This window comes from Rhizobium sp. TRM95796, from assembly GCF_025779995.1.
Lineage (GTDB): Bacteria > Pseudomonadota > Alphaproteobacteria > Rhizobiales > Rhizobiaceae > Rhizobium_E.
Genome location: NZ_JAOXHE010000008.1, coordinates 13,573 through 38,999 on the forward strand (window position 1 = coordinate 13,573; position 25,427 = coordinate 38,999).

Here is a 25,427-nt window from a genome sequence, read left to right on the forward strand (position 1 = left end):
GCCGCTTTATCGTCAGAGAAGGCTTTCGAGTTCCGCCAGCTTGTCGTTGACCAGCCAGCCGTAATAATTTTCTTCCGGCAGTATCGGCGCAACGCCCTCGCCGCGCGAGCGGTTCCTGGCGGCGAGCCTTGCAGCGCGCTGATCGGAATTGCCCACATTATACAGCGTCGCGGTCACGCCTGGATTTTTGGAAATGTCCATTTTTGCAATCCGCCGGTAGTCGTCGATCGACATGCGGATCGAGGCGGCCATATAGGCGAGCGATTTGTCGGGATCCATGATCGCCTCATAGACGGCGTTGGCGTCGTTTTCATCGAGCTTGGGATAGCCAGATTTCTCGTGGACCATATCGGACAGTTCGAGCGCGGTCAGCGGATTGATCTGGCCGAGACCGAAAGTCTGGCCGGCATAGAAGGGCTGGAAAAACACCGCCGAGAAACGATTATTGGGAAAATCCACGCCGTCCACGGTATTGCCGCGGAACGTCTTGTCCCAGATCCGCTCGCGGCACGTCCAGAGATCGTAGGACCCATTCTCGCCAGCGCAGGCCGAGAATTCGGCGCGCGTCACGAAATCCGAGACCTTGATGCCGTCATAGGCGAATCGGAAGGAATTGCCGGCATAGGCCGCCGCCTTGACGTAATAGGACTGCAGACGATCATAGGCGTCGACATTGTACGTATGCTCGCCGACGATCGCGCCGACCATATGGATCGGGTCGATCCGATAGTCCCGCGCCGTCGCCTTGATCTTGTCCATCAGTTTGCGATCATTGGCGAGCAGATCGCGCACCTTGTCATATTTGTCGTCGAAGGTGGTTCGGCCGGCCTTGGTGCGGCGCTTGGAGGCGCCGGGAATGTCGGGCTGCTCGGCATTGCGGTTGCCCTTGGGCACCAGCGTCACGCCATCGGCGTGAGCAGAGACGGCGAAGGAAAAGCCGAGGACCGTGGTCAGGGAGAGCAGCAACAGGCGCAAGGTCGGGATCCGCAGGGTGTATGATTGAAATGTCACATGCGGATGGCCTGCAATCGTGTCAAAATCAAGTGCCGGGCGCGAGGCCCGGCTCCGATTTCTCCCAAGCCCTTGCCAGGCTTCAGAGAATATAGCGCGACAGATCGGCGTTCTCGGCAAGCTGGCCCACATGCTTCTGCACATAGGCAGAATCCACGGTGAGTTCGCGATTCGGCTGGTCCGGCGCCTCGAAGGACAATTCGTCGAGCACCCGCTCCATCACCGTCTGCAAACGCCGGGCGCCGATATTCTCGACCGTGGAGTTGAGCCGGACGGCCACATCCGCCAGCGCGTCGATGGCGTCTTCGGTGAAGGCGAGCTTCACCTCTTCCGTACCCATCAGCGCGATATATTGGCGAATGAGGCTCGCTTCCGTCTCGGTGAGGATGCGGCGGAAGTCTTCCTTGGTCAGCGCCTTCAATTCGACGCGGATCGGCAGACGACCCTGAAGTTCCGGCAGGAGATCCGAGGGCTTGGAGACATGGAAGGCGCCCGAGGCGATGAACAGCACGTGATCGGTCTTCACCGGTCCGTATTTGGTCGCCACCGTCGTGCCTTCGACCAGCGGCAGCAGATCGCGCTGCACGCCCTCGCGGGAGACGCCCGCGCCGACGCCGCCGTCACGAGCGGCGATCTTGTCGATCTCGTCCAGGAAGACGATGCCGTCGTTCTCCACAGCCTTCACCGCTTCGCGGGCGATCTGGTCATTGTCGAGCAGCTTGTCGGATTCGTCGGCGACCAGCAGATCATAGGAGTCCTTGACCGTCGTCTTGACCTTCTTGGAGCGGCCGCCCATCGCCTTGCCGAGGATGTCGGAGAGATTGAACACGCCGACATTGGCGCCCGGCATGCCCGGCATTTCGAGCGTCGGACCGGAAGAGGAGGCGTCGGCCACCTCGACCTCGATTTCCTTGTCGTCGAGTTCGTTGTTGCGCAGCTTCTTGCGGAAGGAATCGCGCGTCGCCGGCGAGGCGGTCGCGCCAACGAGCGCGTCCAGCACTCGTTCCTCGGCGTTCTGATGCGCCTTGGCCTTGACCTCGGCGCGCTTCTTTTCGCGCACCAGGCCGATGCCGACTTCGACGAGATCGCGGATGATCTGTTCGACGTCGCGGCCGACATAGCCGACTTCGGTGAATTTGGTCGCTTCGACCTTGATGAAGGGCGCGCCGGCAAGCTTGGCGAGGCGACGGGAGATCTCCGTCTTGCCGACGCCGGTCGGGCCGATCATCAGGATGTTCTTCGGCATGACCTCGTCGCGCAGATCGTCCGACAGCTGCTGGCGGCGCCAGCGATTGCGCAGCGCGATGGCGACCGCGCGCTTGGCCTCTTTCTGGCCGATGATGTAGCGGTCCAGTTCGGAGACGATTTCCCTGGGGGTGAATGTCGTCATTGTCTTTCCGTTTCCTGTTGGGCGTCGAGATGCATCAGAAGCACCACGCCATATTCTGTGTCTCTCTGGTCGAGCCGCGAGAAGCCGGCTTTTTCATACATGCGGATGGCGCCCGCGTTTTCCGCGTCGGGGTCGGCGATGATGCGGCGCGCGCCATTCGTGAACAGCATCTGGCAGAAGGCCCGCGTCATCGCCGTGCCATGGCCGAGGCCGGTCAGTTCTGAAGCGCCGATGAACTGGTCGATCCCCAGAGTTCCGGCAGGCTGGTCGGCATAGGGATGGCCGTAATCCTCATGCGGGTCGTAAGCCTGGAAGTAACCGGCCGGACGTCCCAGGAACTCGCCGATATAGGGCTTCACCAGCCCGAGATCGAGAATTTCGGAGATTTCCTCCAGCGCCGTCGCCGCCTCGCCCCACCACTGGCGCACATGCGGAGCGATGAGCCAGCCGCCGACCAATGCGAGATCGGCGCGCTCCATGGGACGAAAGCGATAGACCTTGTCAGGCGGCTTCAAGGGTTTCGACCACGATATTGTGGTTGGTGTAGACGCAGATGTCGCCGGCGATGGTCATGGCGCGGCGGGCGACCTCTTCGGCCGAGTGCTCGCTGTCCATCAGCGCGCGGGCCGCCGCATAGGCGTAGTTGCCGCCCGAGCCGATGGCGATGGTTCCATGTTCCGGCTCCAGCACGTCGCCCTGGCCCGTGACGGCGAGCGTGATCGATTTGTCGGCGACCAGCATCATCGCTTCCAGCCGGCGCAGATATTTGTCGGTGCGCCAATCCTTGGCGAGTTCGACGCAGGCGCGCATCAGCTGGCCCGGATATTGTTCGAGCTTGGCTTCAAGCCGCTCGAGCAGGGTGAAGGCGTCGGCTGTGGCGCCGGCGAAGCCCGCGATGACCTCGCCCTTGGCGAGGCGGCGCACCTTGCGGGCGTTGCTCTTCATCACGGTCTGGCCCAGCGAGACCTGGCCGTCGCCCGCCATGACCACCTGGCCGCCCTTGCGGACGGTGATGATGGTGGTGGCGTGCATGGACTGATAGGGATTGTCTTCACGCATAACTGTCTCTTGTTTTTGTTCTCTCCGGCGCGAATTTGCGCCGCTTGTCCGGCTTTATGTAATCGAGAGACTTTGAAATACAATCCCGGCGGGTCGGGCGGTCGCCAAGGGCGTTATCGGCTGGATTCTTGGCCAGCGGACTGTTATGGAGCCGGCAAGGCAAACGGGTGGCGGCGAGTAAAACCATGTCCCAGCAACAATCCCAACGCATCGGCAGCGTGTCGCGCAAGACCAACGAGACCTCGGTCTCCGTCTCGGTCAATCTCGATGGAACCGGCGCCAACACGATTTCCACCGGCGTCGGCTTTTTCGACCATATGCTCGACCAGTTGTCGCGCCATTCGCTGATCGACATGGAAATCGAGACCAAAGGCGATCTGCATGTGGACGACCATCACGCGGTCGAGGACACCGGCATCGCCATCGGTCTGGCCATTTCCAAGGCGCTGGGCGATCGTCGCGGCATCACCCGCTACGCCTCGCTCGATCTCGCCATGGACGAGACGATGACCAAGGCCGCCATCGACGTGTCGGGGCGTCCCTTCCTGGTCTGGAACGTCGCCTTCAGCGCGCCGAAGATCGGGACCTTCGACACCGAACTGGTGCGGGAATTCTTCCAGGCGCTGGCCATGAATGCCGGGATTACCCTGCATATCCAGAATATCTACGGCGCCAACAACCATCATATCGCCGAGACCTGCTTCAAATCCGTCGCCCGCGTGCTGCGCACGGCGCTCGAAATCGATCCGCGCCAGGCGGGACGCATTCCCTCCACCAAAGGCGCTCTCTAAGGGGTTCCATGGCCAGTTTCTACGCCTTGACGCCGAAAGTCTGCCGCGATCCGGCGGTGGAGACTCTGTTCATCCGTGACGGCTTTTCCTGGGGCGCATTTCTGTTGCCCCTGCCCTGGATGCTCTATCGCCGGCTGTGGCTGATCACGGTCCTTTCCGTCGTCGCGCTGTTTATCACAAGCCTTGCGGCCGAAGAGTTCGGGCTCGACGGTCTGTCCCTGGCCTTCGGCCTGATCCTGTCGCTGTGGACCGGTTTCGAAGGCGGCCATCTCCGCGCCATGCATCTGGAAAAGAAGGGCTGGCGGATCGAGGACGTGATCAACGCCCCCGATATCGACACGGCGGAGGCCATCTATTTCGAGGCCCGCGCCGACAAGACGCCCGCCCCGCCGTCACCTCGCCCCATGATGCCCGAGGCGCGGCCCGGCGCGCCGAGGCCCAGCGTGGCGCTCGGCCTCATCGAACCCTATGGAGGACGCTGATGCGCGTCGCGATCATCGATTACGGTTCCGGAAATCTGCGTTCGGCGGTGAAAGCCTTCGAGCGCGCTTCACGTGAAACAGGCATAGACGCCGAGATCGAACTGACCGACCAGGCCGACCGCGTCGCCAGCGCCGACCGCATCGTGCTGCCGGGCGTCGGCGCTTACGCCGATTGCCGTCGCGGTCTCGACACCGTGCCCGGCATGGTCGACGCATTGCGCGACAGCGTGGAACAGAAGGGCAAGCCCTTTCTCGGTATCTGCGTCGGCATGCAGCTGATGTCGTCGCGCGGGCTGGAAAAGACCGTCACCGAAGGCCTCGGCTGGATCAAGGGCGACGTGACGCTGATGACGCCTGCCGATCCCGCGCTCAAGATCCCGCAGATCGGCTGGAACACGCTGACGCTGCATCGCGAACACTCGCTGTTCGACGGCGTCCCCACCGGCGAAGACGGGCTGCACGCCTATTTCGTCCATTCCTATCACTTGGCGGCCGAACGCGCCGACGACGTCGTGGCGACCACCGATTACGGCGGCCCCATGACAGCCTTCGTCGCCCGCGACAACATGGCCGGGGCGCAGTTCCATCCGGAAAAGAGCCAGACGCTCGGCCTGCGCCTGATCGGAAACTTTTTGAGCTGGAAGCCCTGACATGATTCTTTTCCCGGCTATCGATCTCAAGGACGGTCAATGCGTGCGCCTGAAGCTCGGCGACATGGAGCAGGCCACCGTCTATAATCCCGACCCGGCCGCCCAGGCCCGCGCCTTCGAAGACCAGGGTTTCGAATGGCTGCATGTGGTCGATCTCAACGGCGCCTTCGCCGGCGAAAGCGTCAATGGCGCAGCTGTCGAGGCGATCCTAAAGGCGACGAAGAACCCGGTGCAGCTCGGCGGCGGCATCCGCACGCTCGATCATATCGAGGCCTGGCTGACCAAAGGTCTCTCCCGCGTCATCCTCGGCACCATCGCCGTTCGCGATCCGGCGCTGGTCAAGGAAGCCTGCCGGCTCTTTCCCGGCAAGGTCGCCGTCGGCATCGACGCCAAGGGCGGCAAGGTCGCCGTCGAAGGCTGGGCCGAGGCGTCCGAACTCGGCGTGATCGAACTGGCCCAGCGCTTCGAAGGCGCGGGCGTGGCGGCGATCATCTATACCGACATCGACCGCGACGGCATTCTCGCCGGCATCAACTGGGCCTCGACGCTGGAACTGGCCCGCGCCGTCTCCATCCCGGTCATCGCCTCGGGGGGCCTCGCCTCGCTCGACGACATCAGGCGGTTGGCTGAACCGGACGCCGCCATTCTCGAAGGGGCGATCTCCGGCCGGGCTCTCTATGACGGACGGATCGATCCGGCGGCGGCGCTGGCCATTCTCAAGGGCGCATGAGCCACTATAAAAAAGGCAACGAAACGAATCGCTTGCGCGCTATCCGCTACACCGCTGATTCAACACTGGATTTTCTTAGGACAATCGTTATATTAAGACAAATGGATTGGGGGTTCCCGGTCGGCGTCTGGCCTCGGCATTGTCCGGGGCTTTTCGCTTTCATAGCTCGGATAACACACCACTTCTGAAGCGCCTTATGTTTTTGTGCTTGTGGATTTTATCCATAATCGTATCAAAAGAACGGTTTTGCTGACCCGGATGCAAATAGTGAATTCCGATCGGCCTCGCGGTGAGATCCGCCAATTGCATCCCCGTTGAATTCGATTCTTTATCGGCAAATTTTATGTGAAAACCGGGAAGCGCTTCCCGGAAAACATTCTCTCCGTCGGCAATTCTCCTGAACTCGAGCTCGAGATCACGATCCTCCTTTAAGCCGCGACGCTCGAATACGAAGTGATAGCTTTTCTGCGAGATCTTCTTTGACTTCAAATGCCGGTAAATCTCTTCGAGGCAATAACGAAGTGCGATCACATACGGATTGTCGGGAAAGAAATCAGCGCTGAACTTATCCTTGTCGATAGTGACGCTGAAAATTTTGAATTGCGCGGCGCGAATGACTTCCGTCAGATCCAGCAGGAAGCGCTCTCTCGCCGCCATGTCCGCCAAGAAGGTGAAATCGCCGGTTTGCTTGCGAATATCCCGTTCGTGCAAAACGACCATGTCATGCCCAAAATACCGAAACTTCAGCTGCTGAAATGCTGGCACAACCTTTTTACAATAGTCCGAAATTCGAAAACCACATATGGAAAGCACGAAAATCGGGAAGCCCCGATCAATCGCCGTCAGCGAATGGTCGCCGCTTTCATCCGCATAAAAAATATACTCGCCATTTTCCATTCGAGTGCGTATGAACCCCTCAGCTAGCGCAACCATATGAGGATGTCGGGTGACTCTCAAGGCTCGTGTCATTCCCTGTCTCGACGTCAAGGACGGCCGTGTCGTCAAGGGCGTTTCCTTCGTCGACCTCATCGACGCCGGCGATCCGGTCGAGGCGGCGATCGCCTATGACGCGGCGGGCGCCGACGAACTCTGCTTTCTCGACATCACCGCCTCTTCCGACAATCGCGACACGATTTTCGACGTCGTGGCGCGCACCGCCGACCACTGCTTCATGCCGGTGACGGTGGGCGGCGGCGTGCGCGCGCTCGCCGACATCCGCAAGCTCTTGCTCTGCGGCGCCGACAAAGTGTCGATCAATTCAGCGGCGGTGAAGACGCCCGATTTCGTCGCCGAGGCCGCCGACAAATTCGGCGACCAGTGCATCGTCGTCTCGCTCGACTGCAAGAAGGTCTCGGGCGAAGGCGAGGCCGACCGCTGGGAGATCTTCACCCATGGCGGCCGCAACCCGACCGGCATCGACGCTCTGGAATTTGCGACAGCCATGGTCAAGCGCGGCGCAGGCGAATTGCTGGTGACCTCGATGGACCAGGACGGCCGCAAGACCGGCTATGACATCGCGCTGACCCGCGCCATCGCTGACAGCGTGCATGTGCCGGTGATCGCCTCGGGCGGGGTCGGTACGCTGGACCATCTGGTCGAAGGGGTGCGCGACGGGCATGCCACCGCCGTGCTGGCCGCCTCGATCTTTCATTTCGGCACCTACACCGTCGGCCAAGCCAAGCGTTACATGGCGGAATGCGGCGTGCCGATGCGGCTCGATCGCGCCTGACGGGAGACGCATGATGAGTGATTTCACCCTGTCGGATCTCGAGGCCATCGTGGCGCGCCGCGCGCTCGCTTCGCCCGAGGAATCCTGGACCGCCAAACTCTTTGCCGCCGGCCAGACCAAGGCCGCCAAGAAGCTCGGCGAGGAAGCGGTCGAAGCCGTGATTGCCGCGATCTCCGGCGATCGCAAGAACCTCACCGACGAGGCCGCCGATCTTCTCTTCCATCTGCTGGTGGTGCTGAAGATAGCCGACATCCCCCTCTCTTCGGTGATGGCGGTGCTGGAGGCGCGCACAAGCCAATCCGGCCTCGCCGAAAAAGCGAGCCGGCCCGCATGAGCCCGGCGGAGAAGCAGGCGCTCGCCGCGCTCGACCACATGGCGGACGATTCCTTTTCGCCCTATCGTTTCTTCACCGCCGAGGAGTGGTCGCGCTTCCGCGCCGCGACACCGCTGACGCTGACCGAAGACGAAGTGGCGCGGCTGCGATCGCTCAACGACCCGATCGATCTCGACGAAGTCCGGCGGATCTATCTGTCGCTGTCGCGGCTTTTGTCGGCGCATGTCGAATCCTCGCAGATGCTGTTTGCGCAGCGCAAGCGCTTTCTCAATCTGGCCGGCGACCAGAAGACGCCGTTCATCATCGGCGTCGCGGGTTCGGTGGCGGTGGGCAAATCCACCACCGCCCGCATTCTGAAAGAGTTGCTGTCACGCTGGCCGTCGAGCCCCAAGGTCGATCTCGTGACCACCGACGGCTTTCTTCATCCCAATGCGCGGCTCCAGAAGGACAACCTCATGGAGCGCAAGGGATTTCCGGAAAGCTACGACATGCCGGCGCTTCTGAAGTTCCTGTCGGCGATCAAGGCGGGCATGAGCCATGTGCCGGCGCCGCTCTATTCGCATCTGACCTATGACGTGCTGCCCGACCAGAATCAGGACGTCGACCGGCCCGACATCCTGATCTTCGAGGGCATCAATGTGCTGCAATCGCGCGACCTGCCCGCCGATGGGCGGATCGTGCCGATGGTGTCGGATTTCTTCGACTTCTCGATTTATATCGACGCCCAGGAAGACCTGATCCATCGCTGGTATGTGAACCGCTTCATGCGGCTGCGCGAGACCGCCTTCCGCAATCCGGAATCCTTCTTCCATCGCTATGCGACGATCTCGGAAGAAGCGGCGCTGGAGATCGCCGAGGGCCTGTGGGCCAATATCAATCTCAAGAACCTGCGCCAGAATATCCTGCCGACCCGGCCGCGCGCCGATCTCATCCTGCAGAAGGGCGAGAACCATCTGGTCGAGAAAGTGTCGCTGCGCCGGCTTTGAGCCGGCCGCCGCTGAAATCGCCCCGCTTGACCGCCAGCAGGGCGTAAAGCGCGAGCCCAGCGGGGACGAGGACGCCGACGCCGATTCCCTGGAAATTCGGCAGATGGGCGAAATAGGGATAGAGCCACAGCAGGCAGAAGGCATATCTGTTCGGCGCGCTGCCGGACAGGAACAGCACGACCACGGCCACGCTGAACGGCACAGCGTCATAGGTGTAGCCATAGGGCGTGGCGGCGAGCGCCAGAAGCGCCGTCAGCACCGCCTTGATTCGCAGATCCACCTCCGGCCTCCGCCAGAGCCAGGCGACCGCGCCGACGGCGATCAGCGAAAACAGCCCCTGATAGGCGTAGGACGCCGCCACGCCCAGGCCGATGGAGCGGCCCAGAATGAAGAACGTCGTGGCGTTGGCGTGGTAGAGCTGCGGATAAGGCGCTTCGAGAATCCGCGCCATCAGCGGCGAGGTGACGGTGACGAAGCCGGTCCAGACCTGAACGCCGAAGACGAGGCCGGTGGCGGCGACGAGGGCAATTGCGGTCGCCGCGGCCGTGAGGAAAGCGCGCCAGTTGCCGGTGGCCAAATAGACGACGGGAATGAGCAGGCCGAGATGCGGCTTGATGGTCAGGATACCGGCGAGAAGGCCCGAGAGAAACGGCGCTCGGGTCGACGTCAGCAGAGAGCCGAGCAGCAGCGCCGCCGTCAGGCTGCCGTTCTGGCCGAAGATCGCGCTGGTGACAACGGCAGGCGACGTCAGGATGGCGACAAGAGCCAGGCGGGGCAGACGAAGCGGTTTGAGCGCCAGACCCAAAGCTGCGATCGTGCCGAAGGTCCAGACGGCATAGGCGATCGGCAACGGCAGCAAGCTCAGCGGCAGCCCGAGCCAGAGAATCGACGGCGGATAACTCCATTCCTGATTTGGGAGAAGCGGGCTGAACATGGCGCGGAGCCCGGCGCGATAGGCTTCGATATCGAACAGCCAGTCGACATGGCCTTGCCGGGCCATTTGCGAACCCGCCCAGAGATTTGTGAAGTCCCAATAAGGCAGCCTATCCGAGAGAATGGAAAAGCCCTTCTCGTCGAATTGCCAGAGTTCGATCTGATAGCGAAGGGCGATCACGAGGCTTGCGGCGACGCAGAGCATTGCAAACCGCAGTTCGTCCCGACCTCGGCGCCGCCAGTCCAGGCCCCCCGACACGCTATCCGCCATTGCCCTCACCCCGCCATGGCGTCACGCGCCGCAAGGTGAGATTGATACGGCCTTCCCGTTTCAGAAGCGTTGACGTGCCGCGATAGAGACGGTCGACGCCGTGGAAGGCCAGACGGCTTTCGCCGCCGATCAGCACGAGATCGCCGCTGTCGAGGCGAAAAGACACCGTGCGATCCTCACGCCGGAGACCGCCGACCCGGAACAGACAGGCGTCGCCCAGCGAGATCGACAGGACCGGGGCCGCGAGATCCTGCTCGTCGCGATCCTGATGCAGGCCCATCTTGGCGTCAGGCCCGTAGTAATTGACGAGGCAGGCTTCGGGCGGACCTTCAAAACCCGACATCTCCCGCCAGAGATCGAGCAGCCTATCCGGAAGGGCGGGCCAGGGACGTCCGGTGATCGGATGCACAGGCTGGTAGCGATAGCCGCGCTCCTTGTCGGTGACCCAGCCGAGGGGACCGCAATTGGTCATGCGCACGCTCATCGGCTTGCCGGTGCGCGGCATTTCCGGCGTGAACAGCGGCGCCTCGGCGACGACCAGCCTGATCACCTCGACGAGGTCTTCCTGCGCGCTTCGGGACAGAAAGCCGGGAATATGGCGAATGCCTTTGGGCAGAACGAGCATCAGAATCACTCTCCTTGCAGCGATAATACGCGGCTTCGACGCCTGGAGGCCATAAAACGCGCCAAAACCCTCCGCCGCGTCTGATCGCCCGGAGTTCCGCATCATTCTCTCGCTTCGCCCATAAGGGCTCGGCCGGGGCGCGAAGAACGCCTCGTTTAATTTAGTTTTAATATGACGCTCATCGCGCCCCGCATTCGGCGGTTTGTGCTTCGAACTTGACGCTCGTCGCCGCAGGTCGAGCCTGCGGGTAATCCGCCTCTAAAGCGGGCCTTACTGTAACGTCCCTTTCGAGACGCCACCCTGGGGGACGCTTTCACGCCAAGTCCCCAGTTTTTGGGGGTCGTCGTTTCTCGAAGCCCCGGAGAAAGAGGGCCACGTCGTCCCCCTTCCCCCAGCGCCGGCCCCATCTCGCCGCGACGCCTCGCGGTGTAGCCGATGACGGGACGAGAGACAGGATAGGGGGCGTGAGATGGTGGGGGATGAAAATATTTTCGGGGCGATGATTATTTTGAGGAAGGCCCTCCCCCACCCCTCCCACAAGAGGGACCGGGGAGAGGATCGCGCCCTCCGTCGTCATCCTCGGGCTTGTCCCGAGGATCTAAGCCAGTGAGCAAAATCAAAGGGTTGCAGATGCTCGGGACAAGCCCGAGCATGACGATCGCGAGGGTTCTGTTCCGTTTGCGATTGACGGCGTGCGCGGCCCCTCATCCGGCTGCCGCCACCTTCTCCCCGCATTGCGGGGCGAAGGGCGATCGAGCGCCGTCCGCGTCACATCCGCCTTCTCCCCGCAGGCGCGGGGAAAAGGTCCCGGCAGGGGGATGAGGGGCGGAGCAGGACGTCAACAAATCAGGACTCGGCCATGCGTCGTCATCCTCGGCCTTGTGCCGAGGATCTGAGCCAGTAAGCAAAATCAAAGGGTTGCAGATGCTCGGGACCAGCCCGAGTTTGACGGGGGAGAGGTTTTTGCTGCTAAGAACCGCCGACGCGTCGGCCTTATGTGCATTGCACAATGCCGCCGTATTTCCTCGTATGATGAAGTTATGACAGATCGCATCGCCAAAATTCTCGCCTGGTCCGCGCTGGCCGTCATCATTTTCGTCACCGTGTCGCCGATCGGGCTCAGGCCGCAGGATTTCGGGCCGGTGAATTTCGATCGCGGTCTGGCTTTCGCAGGATTGAGCGCGCTGTTCGTGCTCGCCTATCCCAAGGCATGGGCGACGACGCTCGCGGTGCTGGTGGTTGCGGCCTTCGGGATCGAAGCGCTGCAGGAGCTCTCACCCAGCCGGCATGCGCGGATCGACGATGCGCTGGTGAAAGCCGCAGGCGCAGTGATCGGCGCGCCGATCGGTTATGCGACGGCCTGGATGACGCAGCGCGTACGCCGCGCGCGGGCGTAACGGGCGTCAATCGGACTCGATCTTGCCCCTGCCCTTCTTGATCTCCGAGCGACCCGACTTGGCTTTCAGGCGGCGTTCGATCGAGCCTTTGGTGGGCCGCGTCTTGCGGCGCGGCGGCGGCGGGGGCTGGTTGGCTTCCAGAATCAGCGCCTTCAGCCGTTCCCGCGCTTCTTCGCGATTGCGGTCCTGCGAGCGATAGGCGTCGACGAAGAGGACGACGTCACCGTCCTTGGTGAGCTTGCGGCCGAAGACGCGAGGGGCATTGGCCTTGACGCGCTCGGGCAGCGACGGCGAGTTCATGAGGTTGAGGCGCAGTTCGACGGCGGTGGCGACCTTGTTGACATTCTGCCCGCCCGGGCCCGAGGCCAGGACGAAACTCTCCGTCAGTTCCCAGCCGGCGATCACGATCCGGTCATCGATGTAAAGCGGGTCGGCGGCCATGGCTCTCGTTCTCCTGGCTTCGCTTTGCCACGCGGCGCGCACCGAGACAAGCGAAACCCGGCGGAGGGGCGCCGCCGGGCTTCATGGCGATGGTGACATCGCCAGGTTTCACGTGAATCCGAAGCGGAAGCTATTCGGCGGCCAGCCGAATACCCGGAGCGGCGTCGCGCACCGAGCCGTCGACATGGTTTTCGAACTTGGCGAAATTGGCGACGAACATGTCGACCAGCTTCTGCGCCTGGGTGTCATAGGCGGCCCCGTCGATCCAGGTCGAGCGGGGATCGAGGATCTTGGTCGGCACGCCTTCGACCGCGACCGGCACTTCGAAACCGAAATTGGCGTCGCGGCGGAAGATCGCATCGTTGAGCTTGCCCGACAGAGCCGCGGTCAGCAGCGCGCGCGTGGCCTTGATCGGCATGCGCGAACCCTGGCCATAGGCGCCGCCGGTCCAGCCGGTGTTGACCAGCCAGCAGGTGACGCCATGGCGGGCGATCAGCTCCTTGAGCAGATTGCCGTATTCCGTCGGGTGACGCGGCATGAAGGGGGCGCCGAAGCAGGTGGAGAAGGTGGCTTCCGGCTCGGTGACGCCCTTTTCCGTGCCCGCGACCTTGGCGGTGTAGCCCGACAGGAAGTGGTACATGGCCTGGTCCGGCGTCAGCCGCGCAATCGGCGGCATCACGCCGAAGGCGTCGGCGGTGAGCATGATGATGGTGCGCGGATGGCTGCCGAGACCGGTGTCCGAGGCATTCGGAATGAAATGCAGCGGATAGGCGCAGCGGGTGTTTTCGGTGAGCGAGGCGTCGTTGAAATCCGGCAGGCGGTTTTCATCGAGCGGCACGTTTTCCAGCACGGTGCCGAAGCGCTCCGTCGTGGCGTAGATTTCCGGCTCGGCCTCGCGCGACAGGCGGATGGTCTTGGCGTAGCAGCCGCCTTCGAAATTGAAGACGCCGTTTTCGCCCCAGCCATGTTCGTCATCGCCGATCAGCGTGCGGTTGGGATCGGCCGACAGTGTGGTCTTACCGGTGCCGGACAGGCCGAAGAACACGGCCGTGTCGCCCTCCGGACCCATATTGGCCGAGCAATGCATGGGCATGACGCCCTTTTCCGGCAGGAGATAATTGAGCACGGTGAACACCGACTTCTTCATCTCGCCAGCGTAAGAAGTGCCGCCGATCAGCACGAGGCCGTTGGTCAGGTCACAGGCGATGACCGTTTCCGAGCGGCAGCCGTGACGGACGGGATCGGCCTTGAACTCCGGCAGATCGATGATCGTCAGCTTCGGCAGGAAGCCGTCGAGCGCCGCGCGCTCCGGACGGATCAGCAGATTGCGGATGAACAGCGAATGCCAGGCGAGCTGGGTGACGACGCGGGTCGGCAGGGCGTTTTCAGCATCGGCGCCGCCGATCAGATCCTGGACATAGAGCGACTTGCCGGCGGCGAAGGCCAGCATGTCGGCCTTGAGCACGGCGAAATGCTCCGGCGACAGCGGCTTGTTGTTGTCCCACCAGATCTTGTCATGGGTGGAGGCGTCGTCGACGACGAACTTGTCCTTGGCGGAACGGCCGGTGTGTTGGCCGGTGAGCGCCCGGAGCGCGCCGTGGGCGGTGAGCGCGGCTTCGCCGTTGCGCAGCGCATCCTCATAGAGTTCGGGCTCGGAATAGTTATACCGGACAGAAACAAGACCTTCAAAACCAAGGGCGGCGAGTCGATTATCCGGATTGGTTGTTCCGAGCTCTTGCATGACGATGTCCTTTCCCAGTGAGACAGAGCGCTGATGAGCCGGAGATAGACACAAATAATTTAAACGCACAAGCGAAAACATGCAGAATAACCTAATAGGATCAATGCATTAATCGATTTAAAAATATGTCATATAACTTAAATCGTTTGAAGAAAGCCTTTAAATCGGTTCGTGGGGAAAGAGGTTGCTCTACACCTTCTCGTAGAAAAGCAGTGACGAGAAAGTCTTTGCCACAATTTGTTCCACCTTTATACTCATGAGAGGCAGGGCCGCCACAATTGGCATCTGAAACTGGAGACTTTCATGGCGACAATCGCTCTGGTCGACGACGACCGCAACATCCTCACCTCGGTGTCCATCGCGCTGGAAGCGGAGGGATACAAGGTGGAGACCTATACCGACGGCGCTTCCGCGCTCGACGGCCTGTTGCAGCGCCCGCCGCATCTGGCGATCTTCGACATCAAGATGCCGCGCATGGACGGGATGGAGCTTCTGCGCCGCCTGCGCCAGAAGTCGGACATTCCGGTCATTTTCCTCACTTCCAAGGATGAAGAGATCGACGAGCTGTTCGGGCTGAAGATGGGCGCCGACGATTTCATCACCAAGCCCTTCTCCCAGCGCCTGCTGGTCGAGCGCGTCAAAGCGGTGCTGCGCCGGGTGGCGAGCCGCGAAGCGGCCGCGGCCGCCGGCCCCGCCGCCCCCGCCAAGCCGGGCGCCGTCCAGACCAAATCGCTCGACCGCGGGCTTCTTTCCATGGACCAGGAGCGCCACACCTGCACCTGGAAGGGCCTGCCGGTGACGTTGACGGTGACCGAATTCCTCATCCTGCATGCGCTGGCGCTGCGCCCGGGCGTGGTCAAAAGCCGCGACGCGTTGATGGACGCCGCCTATGACGAACAGGTCTATGTCGACGACCGCACGATCGACAGCCACATCAAGCGGCTGCGCAAGAAATTCAAGGCGGTCGACGACGATTTCGACATGATCGAGACCCTCTACGGCGTCGGCTATCGCTTCCGCGAATCCGCGGGCGCCTGAGCTTGCAGCCATGGCCGAATGCTGGCATAGCGCGGCCGAACAGCGAGGCGGCGGGAAGACCAAGCGATGACCGCTGAGGACATCGGCAGAAACAGAACGAATGCGCAGGCGGCGGCCAAGCCCCGCCAACGCAAGCGGCTGCGCCTGTCCCGCCCATTTCTCTATCTGCGCAAGCTGCTCGGGCACGCGGTGTTCTCGTCGCTGACCCGTCAGATCCTGTTCTTCAATCTGGTGGCGCTGGTGGTGCTGGTGGGGGGCATCCTCTATCTCAACCAGTTCCGCGAAGGGCTGATCGACGCCAAGGTCGAAAGCCTGTTGACCCAGGGCGAAATCATCTCGGCGGCGATTTCGGCCTCGGCGCAGGTCGACACCAATTCGATCACCATCGATCCGGAAAAACTGCTGGAGCTGCAGGCGGGGCAATCGATCACGCCGGTGCCGAACGACGAGGATCTCGAATTTCCGATCGATCCCGAGCGCGTTGCGCCGGTGCTGCGCCGGCTGATCTCGCCGACCCATACGCGGGCGCGCATTTTCGACCCCGACGCCAATCTCATTCTCGATTCGCGCTTTCTCTATTCGCGCGGCCAGGTGCTGCGCTTCGATCTCGCTCCCGTCGACGACGGATCGACGGCGCTGTCGGATCAGTTCGCCTCCTGGATCAACCGGATGCTGCAGCCCTCCAACCTGCCGGTCTATAAAGAGAGCCCCGGCGGCGACGGGATGATCTATCCCGAGGTCAAGAACGCCCTGACCGGCGTGCGCGGCGCGGTGGTGCGCGTGACCGAAAAGGGCGAGCTGATCGTGTCGGTGGCGGTGCCGGTGCAGCGTTTCCGCGCCGTGGTCGGCGTGCTGCTGCTCTCCACCCAGGCCGGCGACATCGACCAGATCGTCCATAGCGAGCGGCTCGCGATCATGCGGGTGTTCGGCGTCGCGACCATGGTCAATGTCATTCTGTCGCTGCTTCTGTCCTCCACCATCGCCAACCCGCTGAGGCGGCTGTCGGCGGCGGCGATCCGCGTGCGGCGCGGGGTGAAATCGCGCGAGGAAATCCCCGACTTCTCCTTCCGCCAGGACGAGATCGGCAATCTCTCGGCCGCCATCCGCGACATGACCAATTCGCTCTATGACCGCATCGCCGCGATCGAAAGCTTCGCCGCCGATGTGAGCCATGAACTCAAGAACCCGCTGACATCGCTTCGAAGCGCGGTCGAGACGCTGCCGCTCGCGAAAAGCGACGACTCCAAGAAGCGGCTGATGGACATCATCCAGCATGACGTGCGGCGACTGGACCGCTTGATCTCGGATATTTCCGACGCTTCGCGGCTGGACGCCGAACTGGCGCGCGCCGATTCCAAACCCGTCGATCTCGTCAAGCTGCTCGAAAGCCTGGTGGACATTTCACGCCAGGTGCGCGCCAAGGGCAAGCAGGTGGAGATCGGCCTCGACGTCGATCTCAAGAGCGCCGGCAAGGGCAAGTTCAGCGTCACCGGCCATGAACTGCGACTCGGCCAGATCATCGCCAATCTCGTCGAGAACGCCCGCTCCTTCGTGCCCGACGAAGGCGGCCGGATCACCGTGAAGATGCGCAAGTCCGGCGGCGACTGCGTCATCCTGGTCGAGGACAACGGTCCGGGAATCGAAGCGGAGAATATCGACCGAATCTTCGAACGCTTCTACACCGACAGGCCGGGCGCCGAAGCCTTCGGCCAGAATTCGGGTCTCGGCCTGTCGATCAGCCGCCAGATCGCCGAGGCGCATGGCGGCACGCTGACGGCGGAGAATATTCTCGACGGCGACGGCGACAGGATCGGCGCGCGCTTCATCCTGACCCTTCCCGAAAAGGGCCAGTCATGAGCAGCGAACTCGTCCACGCCACATCGCTCGTGGTCGGGACGACCGGGATCCTGATCACCGGGCCGTCCGGCTGCGGCAAGAGCGCGTTGGCGCTGCGGCTGATCGAGAACGCCGCGCTCCGGGGTCGATATGCGCGGCTCGTCAGCGACGACCAGACGCGGCTCACGGAGAGTCACGGACGATTGATCGCCAGCGCGCCTACGACAATTCGGGGCCTGATCGAGTCGCGCGGGGCCGGCGTGCTCGGCGTCGAGACGGTCGAGGCGGCGGTGATGGACGTGGCGCTCGAGCCGGTGACCGTGACTGCGGAAAACCGGATTCCCGAGGATGACAGGCGCTGGACCAGCCCGGGCGGCGCCGCGCTGCCGCTTCTGTCGCTCGACTGGGCGCTGCCCGATCCCTTCGCGGTCCTGATGCGCCTGATCGGCACAACAGCCCCGGCGCGGGACGCGGCATCCGCGTGGGATTGTCTCAAATCGTAATTTGGGGCTTGAACTTCCGGCTTTCCTTGCCATGATGGCGCGCTGACGGTGGACGGACGCGGGATTATTCGGTAACAGCACCGCCCTACGATCCACGATTAGGAGCTGTACCGAGTATGATCGGACTGGTGCTTGTGACACATGGCCGCTTGGCGGAGGAATTCCGCTCAGCTCTGGAGCATGTGGTCGGCCCCCAAAAAGCCCTCGCAACGATCTGTATAGGCCCCGACGACGACATGGATCTTCGTCGGCAGGACATCATGGACGCGGTCGCCGGCAACGACGACGGCCATGGCGTCATCATCCTCACCGACATGTTCGGCGGCACGCCCTCCAACCTTTCGATCTCGGCCATGGCGCGCGGCAACACCGAAGTGATCGCCGGCATGAACCTGCCGATGCTGATCAAGCTCGCCGGCGTGCGCGCCGAAAACAACATGCAGAAGGCGCTGGTGGAAGCCTCCGACGCCGGCCGCAAATACATCTATGTCGCCAGCCGCGTGCTGAACGGCAAATAAGCGCTGTCCGGGGGGAGAATGCTCGAACGCGAAATTCTGATCATCAACAAACGCGGCCTGCATGCCCGCGCCTCGGCGAAATTCGTGCAGACCGTCGAAACTTTCGATGCGGACATCCGGGTCAGCAAGGACGGCATGACGGTCGGGGGAACCTCAATCATGGGCCTGATGATGTTGGCGGCCGGCCCCGGCTCCACCATCCACGTCGCCGCCAGCGGCAATCAGGCGGATGAGGCGCTGGCCACGATCGAAGCGCTGATCGCCGACAAGTTCGGCGAAGAAATATGACGAAGCGCTAACCACGGCTTCATAAACATATAAAGATTTGTTTATGTCATTCTTGCCTTGCGCGGCGGCGGGTGCTACACCACGCGCCATGCAATCCTGGGCGCGCGCCGCGACCCGGCCGCCTGAGCGCGGCATGTTCCTCTTTCATCTGGAGACGCACAGAATGACCGCCAAGCAAGACTATCATGTCGCCGATTACGGGCTCGCCGATTTCGGCCGCAAGGAAATCTCGATCGCCGAAACCGAAATGCCGGGCCTGATGGCCGCCCGCGCCGAATATGGCGAGAGCAAGCCGCTCAAGGGCGCCCGCATCAGCGGCTCGCTGCATATGACGATCCAGACCGCCGTGCTGATCGAAACGCTGGTGGCGCTCGGCGCCGACGTCCGCTGGGCCTCGTGCAACATCTTCTCGACCCAGGACCACGCCGCCGCCGCGATCGCCGCAGCCGGCATTCCGGTCTTCGCCGTCAAGGGCGAGACGCTGGAAGAGTACTGGACCTATACCGACCAGATCTTCCAATGGGCCGATGGCGGCCTGTCCAACATGATCCTCGATGACGGCGGCGACGCCACGATGTATATCCTGCTCGGCGCCCGCGCCGAAGCCGGCGAGGACGTGCTGTCCATCCCGGGCTCGGAAGAAGAAGAAATCCTGTTCGCCCAGATCAAGAAGCGTCTCGCCGCTTCGCCCGGCTGGTTCACCAAGCAGCGCGACGCCATCAAGGGGGTGACCGAGGAAACCACCACGGGCGTGCATCGCCTGTATCAGCTGGCTGAAAAGGGCCTGCTGCCCTTCCCGGCCATCAATGTGAACGATTCCGTCACCAAGTCGAAGTTCGACAACAAATATGGCTGCAAGGAATCGCTGGTCGACGGCATCCGCCGCGGCACTGACGTGATGATGGCCGGCAAGGTCGCCGTCGTCTGCGGTTACGGCGATGTCGGCAAGGGTTCGGCCGCTTCGCTCTCCGGAGCCGGCGCCCGCGTCAAGGTCACCGAGATCGATCCGATCTGCGCGCTGCAGGCGGCGATGGACGGCTTCGAAGTCGTCAAGCTGGAAGACGTGGTCTCCACCGCCGACATCTTCATCACCGCCACCGGCAACAAGGACGTCATCCGCATCGAGCATATGCGCGAGATGAAGGACATGGCGATCGTCGGCAATATCGGCCATTTCGACAATGAAATTCAGGTCGCGGCGCTCCGCAATCTTCGTTGGACGAACATCAAGCCGCAGGTCGACATGGTCGAGTTCCCCAAGGGCAACCGCATGATCCTGCTGTCCGAGGGCCGTCTTCTCAACCTCGGCAACGCCACCGGTCATCCATCCTTCGTGATGAGCGCCTCCTTCACCAACCAGGTTCTCGGCCAGATCGAACTCTTCACCAATAAGGGCCAGTACGAAAATCAGGTCTATGTGCTGCCGAAACACCTTGACGAGAAGGTTGCGCGTTTGCACCTCGACAAGCTCGGCGTAAGGCTCACCGAGCTTTCTGACGAGCAGGCCGGCTATATCAGCGTCGAAAAGACCGGCCCCTTCAAGGCTGAACACTACCGCTATTGATAAGGCGCCGTTAACCATACCATATCTAGGGACCGCGCGGTGTAAGAGCCGCGCGGTTTCTTTTTTGGGCAAATCTATTTGCGAGCAAACTGCAAGATAGTATTGTTTTTGAACATGATTCGAATGTCACGGTCCGGCTGGTCGAGCGGCGGCGAACCGAACGGTGACGGAAACGGCGCTTTGCGGCGGGCGGTTTCCATCATGGGTCCCGAATGACTCCGGGGTCGATCCGCCACGCGCGCGGCGGACTACACGATCCATTTGGATCGGGCTCAATGCCGAGCTCCACAGCAATGACGGAACAGGTTACGGGGACTGGTCTAGATCATGATGGAATATGACAGGCTATTCGAGTGCGCTCGGCGGGGCGGGGAACGTCCCGACGCGGGCAAGAAGCGGATGCGGCTGCGCACGAAGAGCCTTCTCTATTCCGCCACCAGCCTGTTTCCAGCGGCGGCGCAAGCCGCCGATGTTCCCGGACACGCCTTCACCAGCGGGCATGTCGTGGCGCTGTCTTCCGTCGGCGGACTGGTGTCGGCGCTGTTGATCGGCGCCTTTACGCTGTTCCGACGCAAGACGGCGGTGGAGAACGAGAACCGCCAGATCAAATCCGCCCTGTCCGACGCCCATGGCAAGATCTCGCGCTACGAGGCGCTGATCGCCGACAAGAACCGGCGCATCGTCATCTGGGACGGCATGACCGGTCAGGCCGAAGTGCTGGGCGAATTGCCGATCGAAACCGGCGCGCCGCGGGACGACCGCGACTTTCTCGCTTTCGGCCGATGGCTGAAACCCCGCTCCGCCGGCGAACTCGAGCGCGCCGTCGAGATGCTGCGCGGCGAGGCGGCGAGCTTCGACATCGTGGTCGAAACCCATCGCGACGAGGTGCTGGAAGCGCAAGGACGCGTCTCGGGCGGTCGCGCCTTCGTGCGCTTCCTCGCGCTCAACAATCTCCGCGCCGAACTGGCCGAACTGCAGATCGAACGCGAAAGGCTGCAAAGCTCGATCCGCTCCTTCCAGACGCTGCTGGACGCCGTGGACATGCCCACTTGGCAGCGCGACCGCACCGGCGCGCTGACCTGGGTGAACGAAGCCTATGGCGAAGCCGTCGCGGCCCCCTCGCCCGAAGCAGCCGTGCGCGAGAGCCGCGAATTGCTGGAGACGGTGACGCGCGAGAAGATCAAGGCCATGGCCACGCCTGACAATCCGTTCCGCGACAAGGTCGCGACGATCGTCAACGGCAACCGGACATTCTACGACGTGGTGGATGTGCGCAGCCGCGAAGGCTCGGCCGGCATCGCCGTCGACGTTTCGCGTTCCGAAGCGGCGCGCGACGAGCTGCGCCGCACCATCAAGAGCCACGCCGAAACGCTGGACATGCTGGCGACGCCGGTGGCGATCTTCGACGAGCGGCAGAAGCTGCAATATTACAATCAAGCCTTCCGCCAGCTCTGGAATCTCGACATTCCCTTCCTGGAATCGACGCCTGATCATGCCGAGCTGCTGGACCGGCTGCGCGGAGCGGGCCGCCTGCCGGAACAGCTGAACTGGAAGGCCTGGAAGGACACGATCCTGTCGGTCTACCGCGCCATCGATCCGCATACCGATCTCTGGCACATGCCGAACGGCCAGACGCTGCGCGTCTTCGCCACGGCGCGGCCGCAAGGCGGCGCCACCTGGGTGTTCGAGAATCTCACCGAGCAGGTCGATCTCGAAACCCGCTACAACACGCTCCTCAAGGTGCAGGGCGAGACCATCGATCATCTCGCCGAAGGCGTGGCGGTGTTCGCGCCCGATGGCCGCATCACGCTGTCGAATCCCGCCTTCCGGGCGCTCTGGAACATTACCGGCGACGAAGCGGCCCCGGGCACGCATATCAAGGACATCGAGAAAGCCTGCCTTCCCTCCTACGACCAGGCGGACGGCTGGAAGAATTTCAGCCGGATCATCACCAGCTTCAACGACCAGCGCATGCAGGCGGCCGGCAAGATCGAGCTCAAGACGGGCCTCGTGCTCGATTATGCCGTCATTCCGTTGCCCAACGCCCAGACCATGCTGACCTTCGTCAACGTGACGGCGAGCGAGCTGGCGGAACGGGCGCTGAAGGAAAAGAACGAGGCGCTGCACAAGGCCGACGAGATCAAGAACGCCTTCGTCCAACACGTTTCCTACGAATTGCGCTCGCCGCTGACCAACATCATCGGCTTCACCGACCTGTTGCGCACCCAAGGCATGGACCCTCTGACCTCCCGCCAGGCCGAATATCTCGACCATATTTCCAACTCCTCCTCGGTGCTGCTGACGCTGGTCAACGATATCCTCGACCTCGCCACCGTCGACGCCGGCATCATGGAGCTGCATTACGAGCCGGTGACGGTGAACGACCTGCTCGACGAGGTGGCGCTGCAGGTGGCGCACAAGCTGCAGGAAAACCATGTGACGCTGAAGATCACGGCCGATCACGATCTCGGCGTCGTCTATGCCGATCACCAGCGGCTCAAGCAGATCTTCATCAAGCTTCTGACCAACGCGGCCAATTTCGCCCCCGAGCGCAGCGCGATCGGGCTGAAATGCTGGCGCGAGGGCGAGGACTTCCTGTTCACCGTCAGCGATCCGGGCCCGGGCATGAGCGCGGAAGCGGTGGAGAAGATCTTCAACCGCTTCGAATCCAGCAACAATGGCGGACGCAAGTCCGGCGCGGGCCTCGGCCTCGCCATCGTCGACAGTTTCGTCAGCCTGCATCACGGCCGGATCAGCGTCGACAGCGCGCCCGGCGCGGGAACCAGGATCACGTGCCGGATTCCGGCGGCCATGGCGGCGGCGGCGCGGCTCGACAAGGTCGCTCTATGACGTCGATCAGCCTTTTTCTGCCCGATGAAGCCGCAACGCGGCGGCTCGGCGAAGACCTCGCTCTGACCGTGAAGCCCGGCGACTGCCTGGCGCTGACGGGTGATCTCGGCGCCGGCAAGAGCGCGCTGAGCCGCGCGCTGATCCGTGCTGTCGCCGATGACGACGAGTTGGAAGCGCCGAGCCCGACTTTCACACTGGTGCAGAGCTACGAGCTGCGCTTTCCGATCCATCATTTCGATCTCTACCGGCTGGGTGACGAAAGCGAACTCGACGAACTCGGGCTCGACGAGGCGCTTTCCGAGGGCGTGGCGCTGATCGAATGGCCCGACCGCGCCGGCGCGCGCCTGCCGAAGGACGCCATCCGCATCGCCATTACCCACGAAGGCGACGGGCGGCGGCTGGCGATCGAGACGACCAATGAACGCTTCGCGACGCGTCTCGAGCGTGTGCTGGCGATACGGCGCTTTCTCGAAGACCAGCGCGGCGAAGTGGCCCGCCGCCGCTTCCTGACCGGCGATTCCTCCTTCCGCGCCTATGAGCGGGTGGCGACGCCCGCGGGCGAGCAACTGGTGCTGATGGATGCGCCCCGGCGCTCCAACGGTCCGCCGATCCGCGACGGCAAGCCTTATTCGCAGCTCGTGCATCTGGCCGAGGATGTAAAACCCTTCGTGGCGGTGGCGCGCTATCTGCGCTCGCTCGGCGTCTCGGCGCCGGAGATTTATGCCGCCGATATGGATGCGGGCCTGCTGCTGATCGAGGATCTCGGCTCCGAAGGCGTGCTCGACGACAATGGCCGACCGATCCCGGAACGCTATGTCGAGGCGGTCAAGCTCTTGGCGGATTACCACCGGCATCCGACGCCCGAACGGCTGGAGATCCAGACGGGCGAATGGCATCAGCTGCCTGAATTTTCACGTGAAACACTGAAGTTCGAAGCAGAGGTGCTGATCGACTGGCACATCCCCTGGCGTCGGGGAACTGTGGTCGACGAGGCCGAGAAGGCCGACTATCTCGCCATCTGGGACCATCTGATCGACGAGCTCGCCACGGTGGAAAAGCGGCTGGCGCTGCGCGATTATCATTCGCCCAATCTTCTCTGGCTGCCGGAACGCGAAGGCTTCCAGCGCATCGGCGTGATCGATTTCCAGGACGCGATCATCGGGCCCTCGGCCTATGACGTGGTGTCGCTCGCCCAGGACGCGCGGGTGACGGTGAAACGGCCGCTGATGGAAAAGCTGATCGACACCTATATGGACGATCGCGCCGCTCAAGGCGATTTCGACCGCGACAGTTTCCTCAAGGCCTTCGCCATCATGTCGGCGCAGCGCGCCTGCCGGCTGAATGGGCTCTGGGTGCGGCTCCTCAAGCGCGACGGCATGCCCCATTATATGCGGCATATGCCGCGCACGCTGTGGCATCTCACCATGGCGCTCGAACATCCTGTCTGCGCCCCCTTGCGCGACTGGATCAGGAAGGCTGGAATCCCCGCAGCCGAATCACCCGAAGATTGAGATCATGACGATCGAAAACGCCATGGTGCTGGCGGCGGGGCTTGGAACCCGTATGCGCCCGATCACCAATACGATCCCCAAGCCGCTGGTGCCGATCGCCGGCAAGCCGCTGATCGATTATGCGCTGGATGCGCTGAAAGAGGCCGGGGTGCGCCGGGCTGTGGTCAATGTGCATTATCTCGCCGAGCAGATGGAGGCGCATCTCAGCGCCTATTCCGGGCTGGAGATCCTGATTTCGGACGAACGCGCCGCATTGCTGAATTCAGGTGGCGGACTGGTCAAGGGCTTGAAATTGCTGCCTGAAGGCCCCGTTTATGTGATGAATGCCGATCTGTTCTGGGCCGGCGACGGCAAAGGCGAGGCGGGCAATCTCGGCCGGTTGGCGCGTTTCTTCGATCCCGCGACCATGGATATGGCCATGCTGCTGGCGCCGACCGAACGGGCGACCGGCCATGACGGCGGCGACGACTTCCGGCTGATTGAGGGCGGCGATTTGCTTCGCGCCCGCGAGGCGACCACCGAGACGGGCGGGAAAGGCGTGATCTATGCCGGCGCGATCGTGCTCGATTCGCGGCTATTCGCCGATGCACCGGAGGGCGCCTTCAATCTCAACATTTATTTCGACCGGGCGATCAAGGCGGGCAGGCTGAAAGGCCTGATGCTCGACGGCGACTGGGCGACCGCCGGCACGCCCGAGGCGATCGCGCCCGCCGAAGCCGTGGTGCTCCGCCATCGCGCGAGCGCGTGAG

General features: G+C 62.7%; 26 protein-coding genes. 17 read left to right on the forward strand and 9 right to left on the reverse strand.

Going from position 1 to position 25,427, the window contains the following annotated elements:
- Positions 1–12 precede the first annotated feature (12 nt).
- From OCK01_RS16540 to hslV, 4 genes are all read right to left on the reverse strand, one after another.
- The gene (locus tag OCK01_RS16540) at positions 13–975 is read right to left on the reverse strand and encodes a DUF1402 family protein (RefSeq protein ID WP_412179028.1); all 963 of its coding nucleotides are present in this window, start codon (positions 973–975) and stop codon (positions 13–15) included.
- Between the two features lie 118 nt (positions 976–1,093).
- Positions 1,094–2,401: an ATP-dependent protease ATPase subunit HslU gene (hslU, locus tag OCK01_RS16545; protein WP_182827895.1), complete on the reverse strand. Its 1,308-nt coding sequence runs from the start codon at positions 2,399–2,401 to the stop codon at positions 1,094–1,096.
- Positions 2,398–2,916 carry a GNAT family N-acetyltransferase gene (locus tag OCK01_RS16550; RefSeq protein WP_263824891.1) on the reverse strand — a complete coding sequence of 173 codons (519 nt, stop codon included), beginning with the start codon at positions 2,914–2,916 and terminating at the stop codon, positions 2,398–2,400. Before OCK01_RS16550 ends, hslU begins: the two co-directional genes overlap by 4 nt.
- Positions 2,903–3,460, reverse strand: coding sequence for an ATP-dependent protease subunit HslV (hslV, locus tag OCK01_RS16555; RefSeq protein WP_263824892.1), 558 nt, complete (start codon positions 3,458–3,460; stop codon positions 2,903–2,905). Before hslV ends, OCK01_RS16550 begins: the two co-directional genes overlap by 14 nt.
- Before the next feature lie 185 nt (positions 3,461–3,645).
- Between hslV and hisB the strand changes: the two genes are divergently transcribed.
- The 4 genes from hisB to hisA are packed head-to-tail and all read left to right on the forward strand — an operon-like array spanning position 3,646 to position 6,113.
- Positions 3,646–4,251: an imidazoleglycerol-phosphate dehydratase HisB gene (gene hisB, locus OCK01_RS16560; RefSeq protein ID WP_263824893.1), complete on the forward strand. Its 606-nt coding sequence runs from the start codon at positions 3,646–3,648 to the stop codon at positions 4,249–4,251.
- Between the two features lie 8 nt (positions 4,252–4,259).
- Positions 4,260–4,733, forward strand: a complete 474-nt coding sequence (locus OCK01_RS16565) for a DUF2628 domain-containing protein (protein ID WP_263824894.1) — start codon at positions 4,260–4,262, stop codon at positions 4,731–4,733.
- Positions 4,733–5,383, forward strand: a complete 651-nt coding sequence (gene hisH / locus OCK01_RS16570) for an imidazole glycerol phosphate synthase subunit HisH (RefSeq protein WP_263824895.1) — start codon at positions 4,733–4,735, stop codon at positions 5,381–5,383. The genes OCK01_RS16565 and hisH overlap by 1 nt, the downstream gene beginning before the upstream one ends.
- A gap of 1 nt (position 5,384) precedes the next feature.
- Positions 5,385–6,113, forward strand: coding sequence for a 1-(5-phosphoribosyl)-5-[(5-phosphoribosylamino)methylideneamino]imidazole-4-carboxamide isomerase (gene hisA, locus OCK01_RS16575; RefSeq protein WP_263824896.1), 729 nt, complete (start codon positions 5,385–5,387; stop codon positions 6,111–6,113).
- A gap of 159 nt (positions 6,114–6,272) precedes the next feature.
- On the opposite strand, the gene OCK01_RS16580 is transcribed toward hisA, so the two are convergent.
- Complete coding sequence (locus OCK01_RS16580; protein ID WP_263824897.1) at positions 6,273–7,010, reverse strand: DUF3800 domain-containing protein; 738 nt, start codon at positions 7,008–7,010, stop codon at positions 6,273–6,275.
- A gap of 49 nt (positions 7,011–7,059) precedes the next feature.
- Between OCK01_RS16580 and hisF the strand changes: the two genes are divergently transcribed.
- The 3 genes from hisF to coaA are packed head-to-tail and all read left to right on the forward strand — an operon-like array spanning position 7,060 to position 9,162.
- A complete protein-coding gene (gene hisF / locus OCK01_RS16585; protein ID WP_263824898.1) occupies positions 7,060–7,842 on the forward strand; it encodes an imidazole glycerol phosphate synthase subunit HisF in 783 nt (260 codons plus the stop codon).
- 13 nt (positions 7,843–7,855) lie between these two features.
- Positions 7,856–8,176, forward strand: coding sequence for a phosphoribosyl-ATP diphosphatase (locus tag OCK01_RS16590; RefSeq protein ID WP_263824899.1), 321 nt, complete (start codon positions 7,856–7,858; stop codon positions 8,174–8,176).
- Positions 8,173–9,162 carry a type I pantothenate kinase gene (gene coaA / locus OCK01_RS16595; RefSeq protein ID WP_182827905.1) on the forward strand — a complete coding sequence of 330 codons (990 nt, stop codon included), beginning with the start codon at positions 8,173–8,175 and terminating at the stop codon, positions 9,160–9,162. The genes OCK01_RS16590 and coaA overlap by 4 nt, the downstream gene beginning before the upstream one ends.
- On the opposite strand, the gene OCK01_RS16600 is transcribed toward coaA, so the two are convergent.
- Together OCK01_RS16600 and OCK01_RS16605 are read right to left on the reverse strand one after the other, a co-directional pair.
- Positions 9,104–10,366, reverse strand: coding sequence for a glycosyltransferase family 87 protein (locus OCK01_RS16600; RefSeq protein WP_263824900.1), 1,263 nt, complete (start codon positions 10,364–10,366; stop codon positions 9,104–9,106). The genes coaA and OCK01_RS16600 overlap by 59 nt on opposite strands.
- Positions 10,356–10,991 carry an alpha-ketoglutarate-dependent dioxygenase AlkB family protein gene (locus OCK01_RS16605; RefSeq protein WP_263824901.1) on the reverse strand — a complete coding sequence of 212 codons (636 nt, stop codon included), beginning with the start codon at positions 10,989–10,991 and terminating at the stop codon, positions 10,356–10,358. Before OCK01_RS16605 ends, OCK01_RS16600 begins: the two co-directional genes overlap by 11 nt.
- 1,040 nt (positions 10,992–12,031) lie before the next feature.
- Here OCK01_RS16605 and OCK01_RS16610 point away from each other — a divergent pair.
- On the forward strand, positions 12,032–12,388 hold the full coding sequence (locus OCK01_RS16610; RefSeq protein WP_210275445.1) for a VanZ family protein: 357 nt from the start codon (positions 12,032–12,034) through the stop codon (positions 12,386–12,388).
- A 6-nt stretch (positions 12,389–12,394) separates the two neighbouring features.
- On the opposite strand, the gene arfB is transcribed toward OCK01_RS16610, so the two are convergent.
- Positions 12,395–12,829 (reverse strand): alternative ribosome rescue aminoacyl-tRNA hydrolase ArfB, encoded by a 435-nt coding sequence (gene arfB, locus OCK01_RS16615; protein WP_263824902.1) that lies wholly within the window; start codon positions 12,827–12,829, stop codon positions 12,395–12,397.
- 130 nt (positions 12,830–12,959) lie between these two features.
- Positions 12,960–14,570, reverse strand: a complete 1,611-nt coding sequence (locus tag OCK01_RS16620) for a phosphoenolpyruvate carboxykinase (RefSeq protein WP_263824903.1) — start codon at positions 14,568–14,570, stop codon at positions 12,960–12,962.
- A 303-nt stretch (positions 14,571–14,873) separates the two neighbouring features.
- Here OCK01_RS16620 and OCK01_RS16625 point away from each other — a divergent pair, with 303 nt between their 5' ends.
- The 9 genes from OCK01_RS16625 to OCK01_RS16665 all read left to right on the forward strand — a co-directional run bounded on the left by OCK01_RS16625 (position 14,874) and on the right by OCK01_RS16665 (position 25,426).
- Positions 14,874–15,608 (forward strand): response regulator transcription factor, encoded by a 735-nt coding sequence (locus tag OCK01_RS16625; RefSeq protein ID WP_263824904.1) that lies wholly within the window; start codon positions 14,874–14,876, stop codon positions 15,606–15,608.
- 66 nt (positions 15,609–15,674) lie between these two features.
- Entirely contained in the window at positions 15,675–17,465 is a 1,791-nt protein-coding gene (locus OCK01_RS16630) for a sensor histidine kinase (RefSeq protein ID WP_182827910.1), read from the forward strand.
- Positions 17,462–17,947, forward strand: coding sequence for an HPr kinase/phosphorylase (locus tag OCK01_RS16635; RefSeq protein ID WP_263824905.1), 486 nt, complete (start codon positions 17,462–17,464; stop codon positions 17,945–17,947). The genes OCK01_RS16630 and OCK01_RS16635 overlap by 4 nt, the downstream gene beginning before the upstream one ends.
- A 116-nt stretch (positions 17,948–18,063) precedes the next feature.
- Entirely contained in the window at positions 18,064–18,465 is a 402-nt protein-coding gene (locus tag OCK01_RS16640) for a PTS sugar transporter subunit IIA (protein ID WP_263824906.1), read from the forward strand.
- An 18-nt stretch (positions 18,466–18,483) separates the two neighbouring features.
- Complete coding sequence (locus OCK01_RS16645) at positions 18,484–18,753, forward strand: HPr family phosphocarrier protein (protein WP_182827913.1); 270 nt, start codon at positions 18,484–18,486, stop codon at positions 18,751–18,753.
- Between the two features lie 163 nt (positions 18,754–18,916).
- The gene (gene ahcY / locus OCK01_RS16650; RefSeq protein WP_263824907.1) at positions 18,917–20,317 is read left to right on the forward strand and encodes an adenosylhomocysteinase; all 1,401 of its coding nucleotides are present in this window, start codon (positions 18,917–18,919) and stop codon (positions 20,315–20,317) included.
- 399 nt (positions 20,318–20,716) lie between these two features.
- Positions 20,717–23,167, forward strand: coding sequence for a sensor histidine kinase (locus OCK01_RS16655; RefSeq protein ID WP_246697371.1), 2,451 nt, complete (start codon positions 20,717–20,719; stop codon positions 23,165–23,167).
- Entirely contained in the window at positions 23,164–24,678 is a 1,515-nt protein-coding gene (gene tsaE, locus OCK01_RS16660; protein ID WP_263824908.1) for a tRNA (adenosine(37)-N6)-threonylcarbamoyltransferase complex ATPase subunit type 1 TsaE, read from the forward strand. Before OCK01_RS16655 ends, tsaE begins: the two co-directional genes overlap by 4 nt.
- 4 nt (positions 24,679–24,682) lie before the next feature.
- Entirely contained in the window at positions 24,683–25,426 is a 744-nt protein-coding gene (locus tag OCK01_RS16665; protein ID WP_263824909.1) for a nucleotidyltransferase family protein, read from the forward strand.
- Position 25,427: the final 1 nt, after the last annotated feature.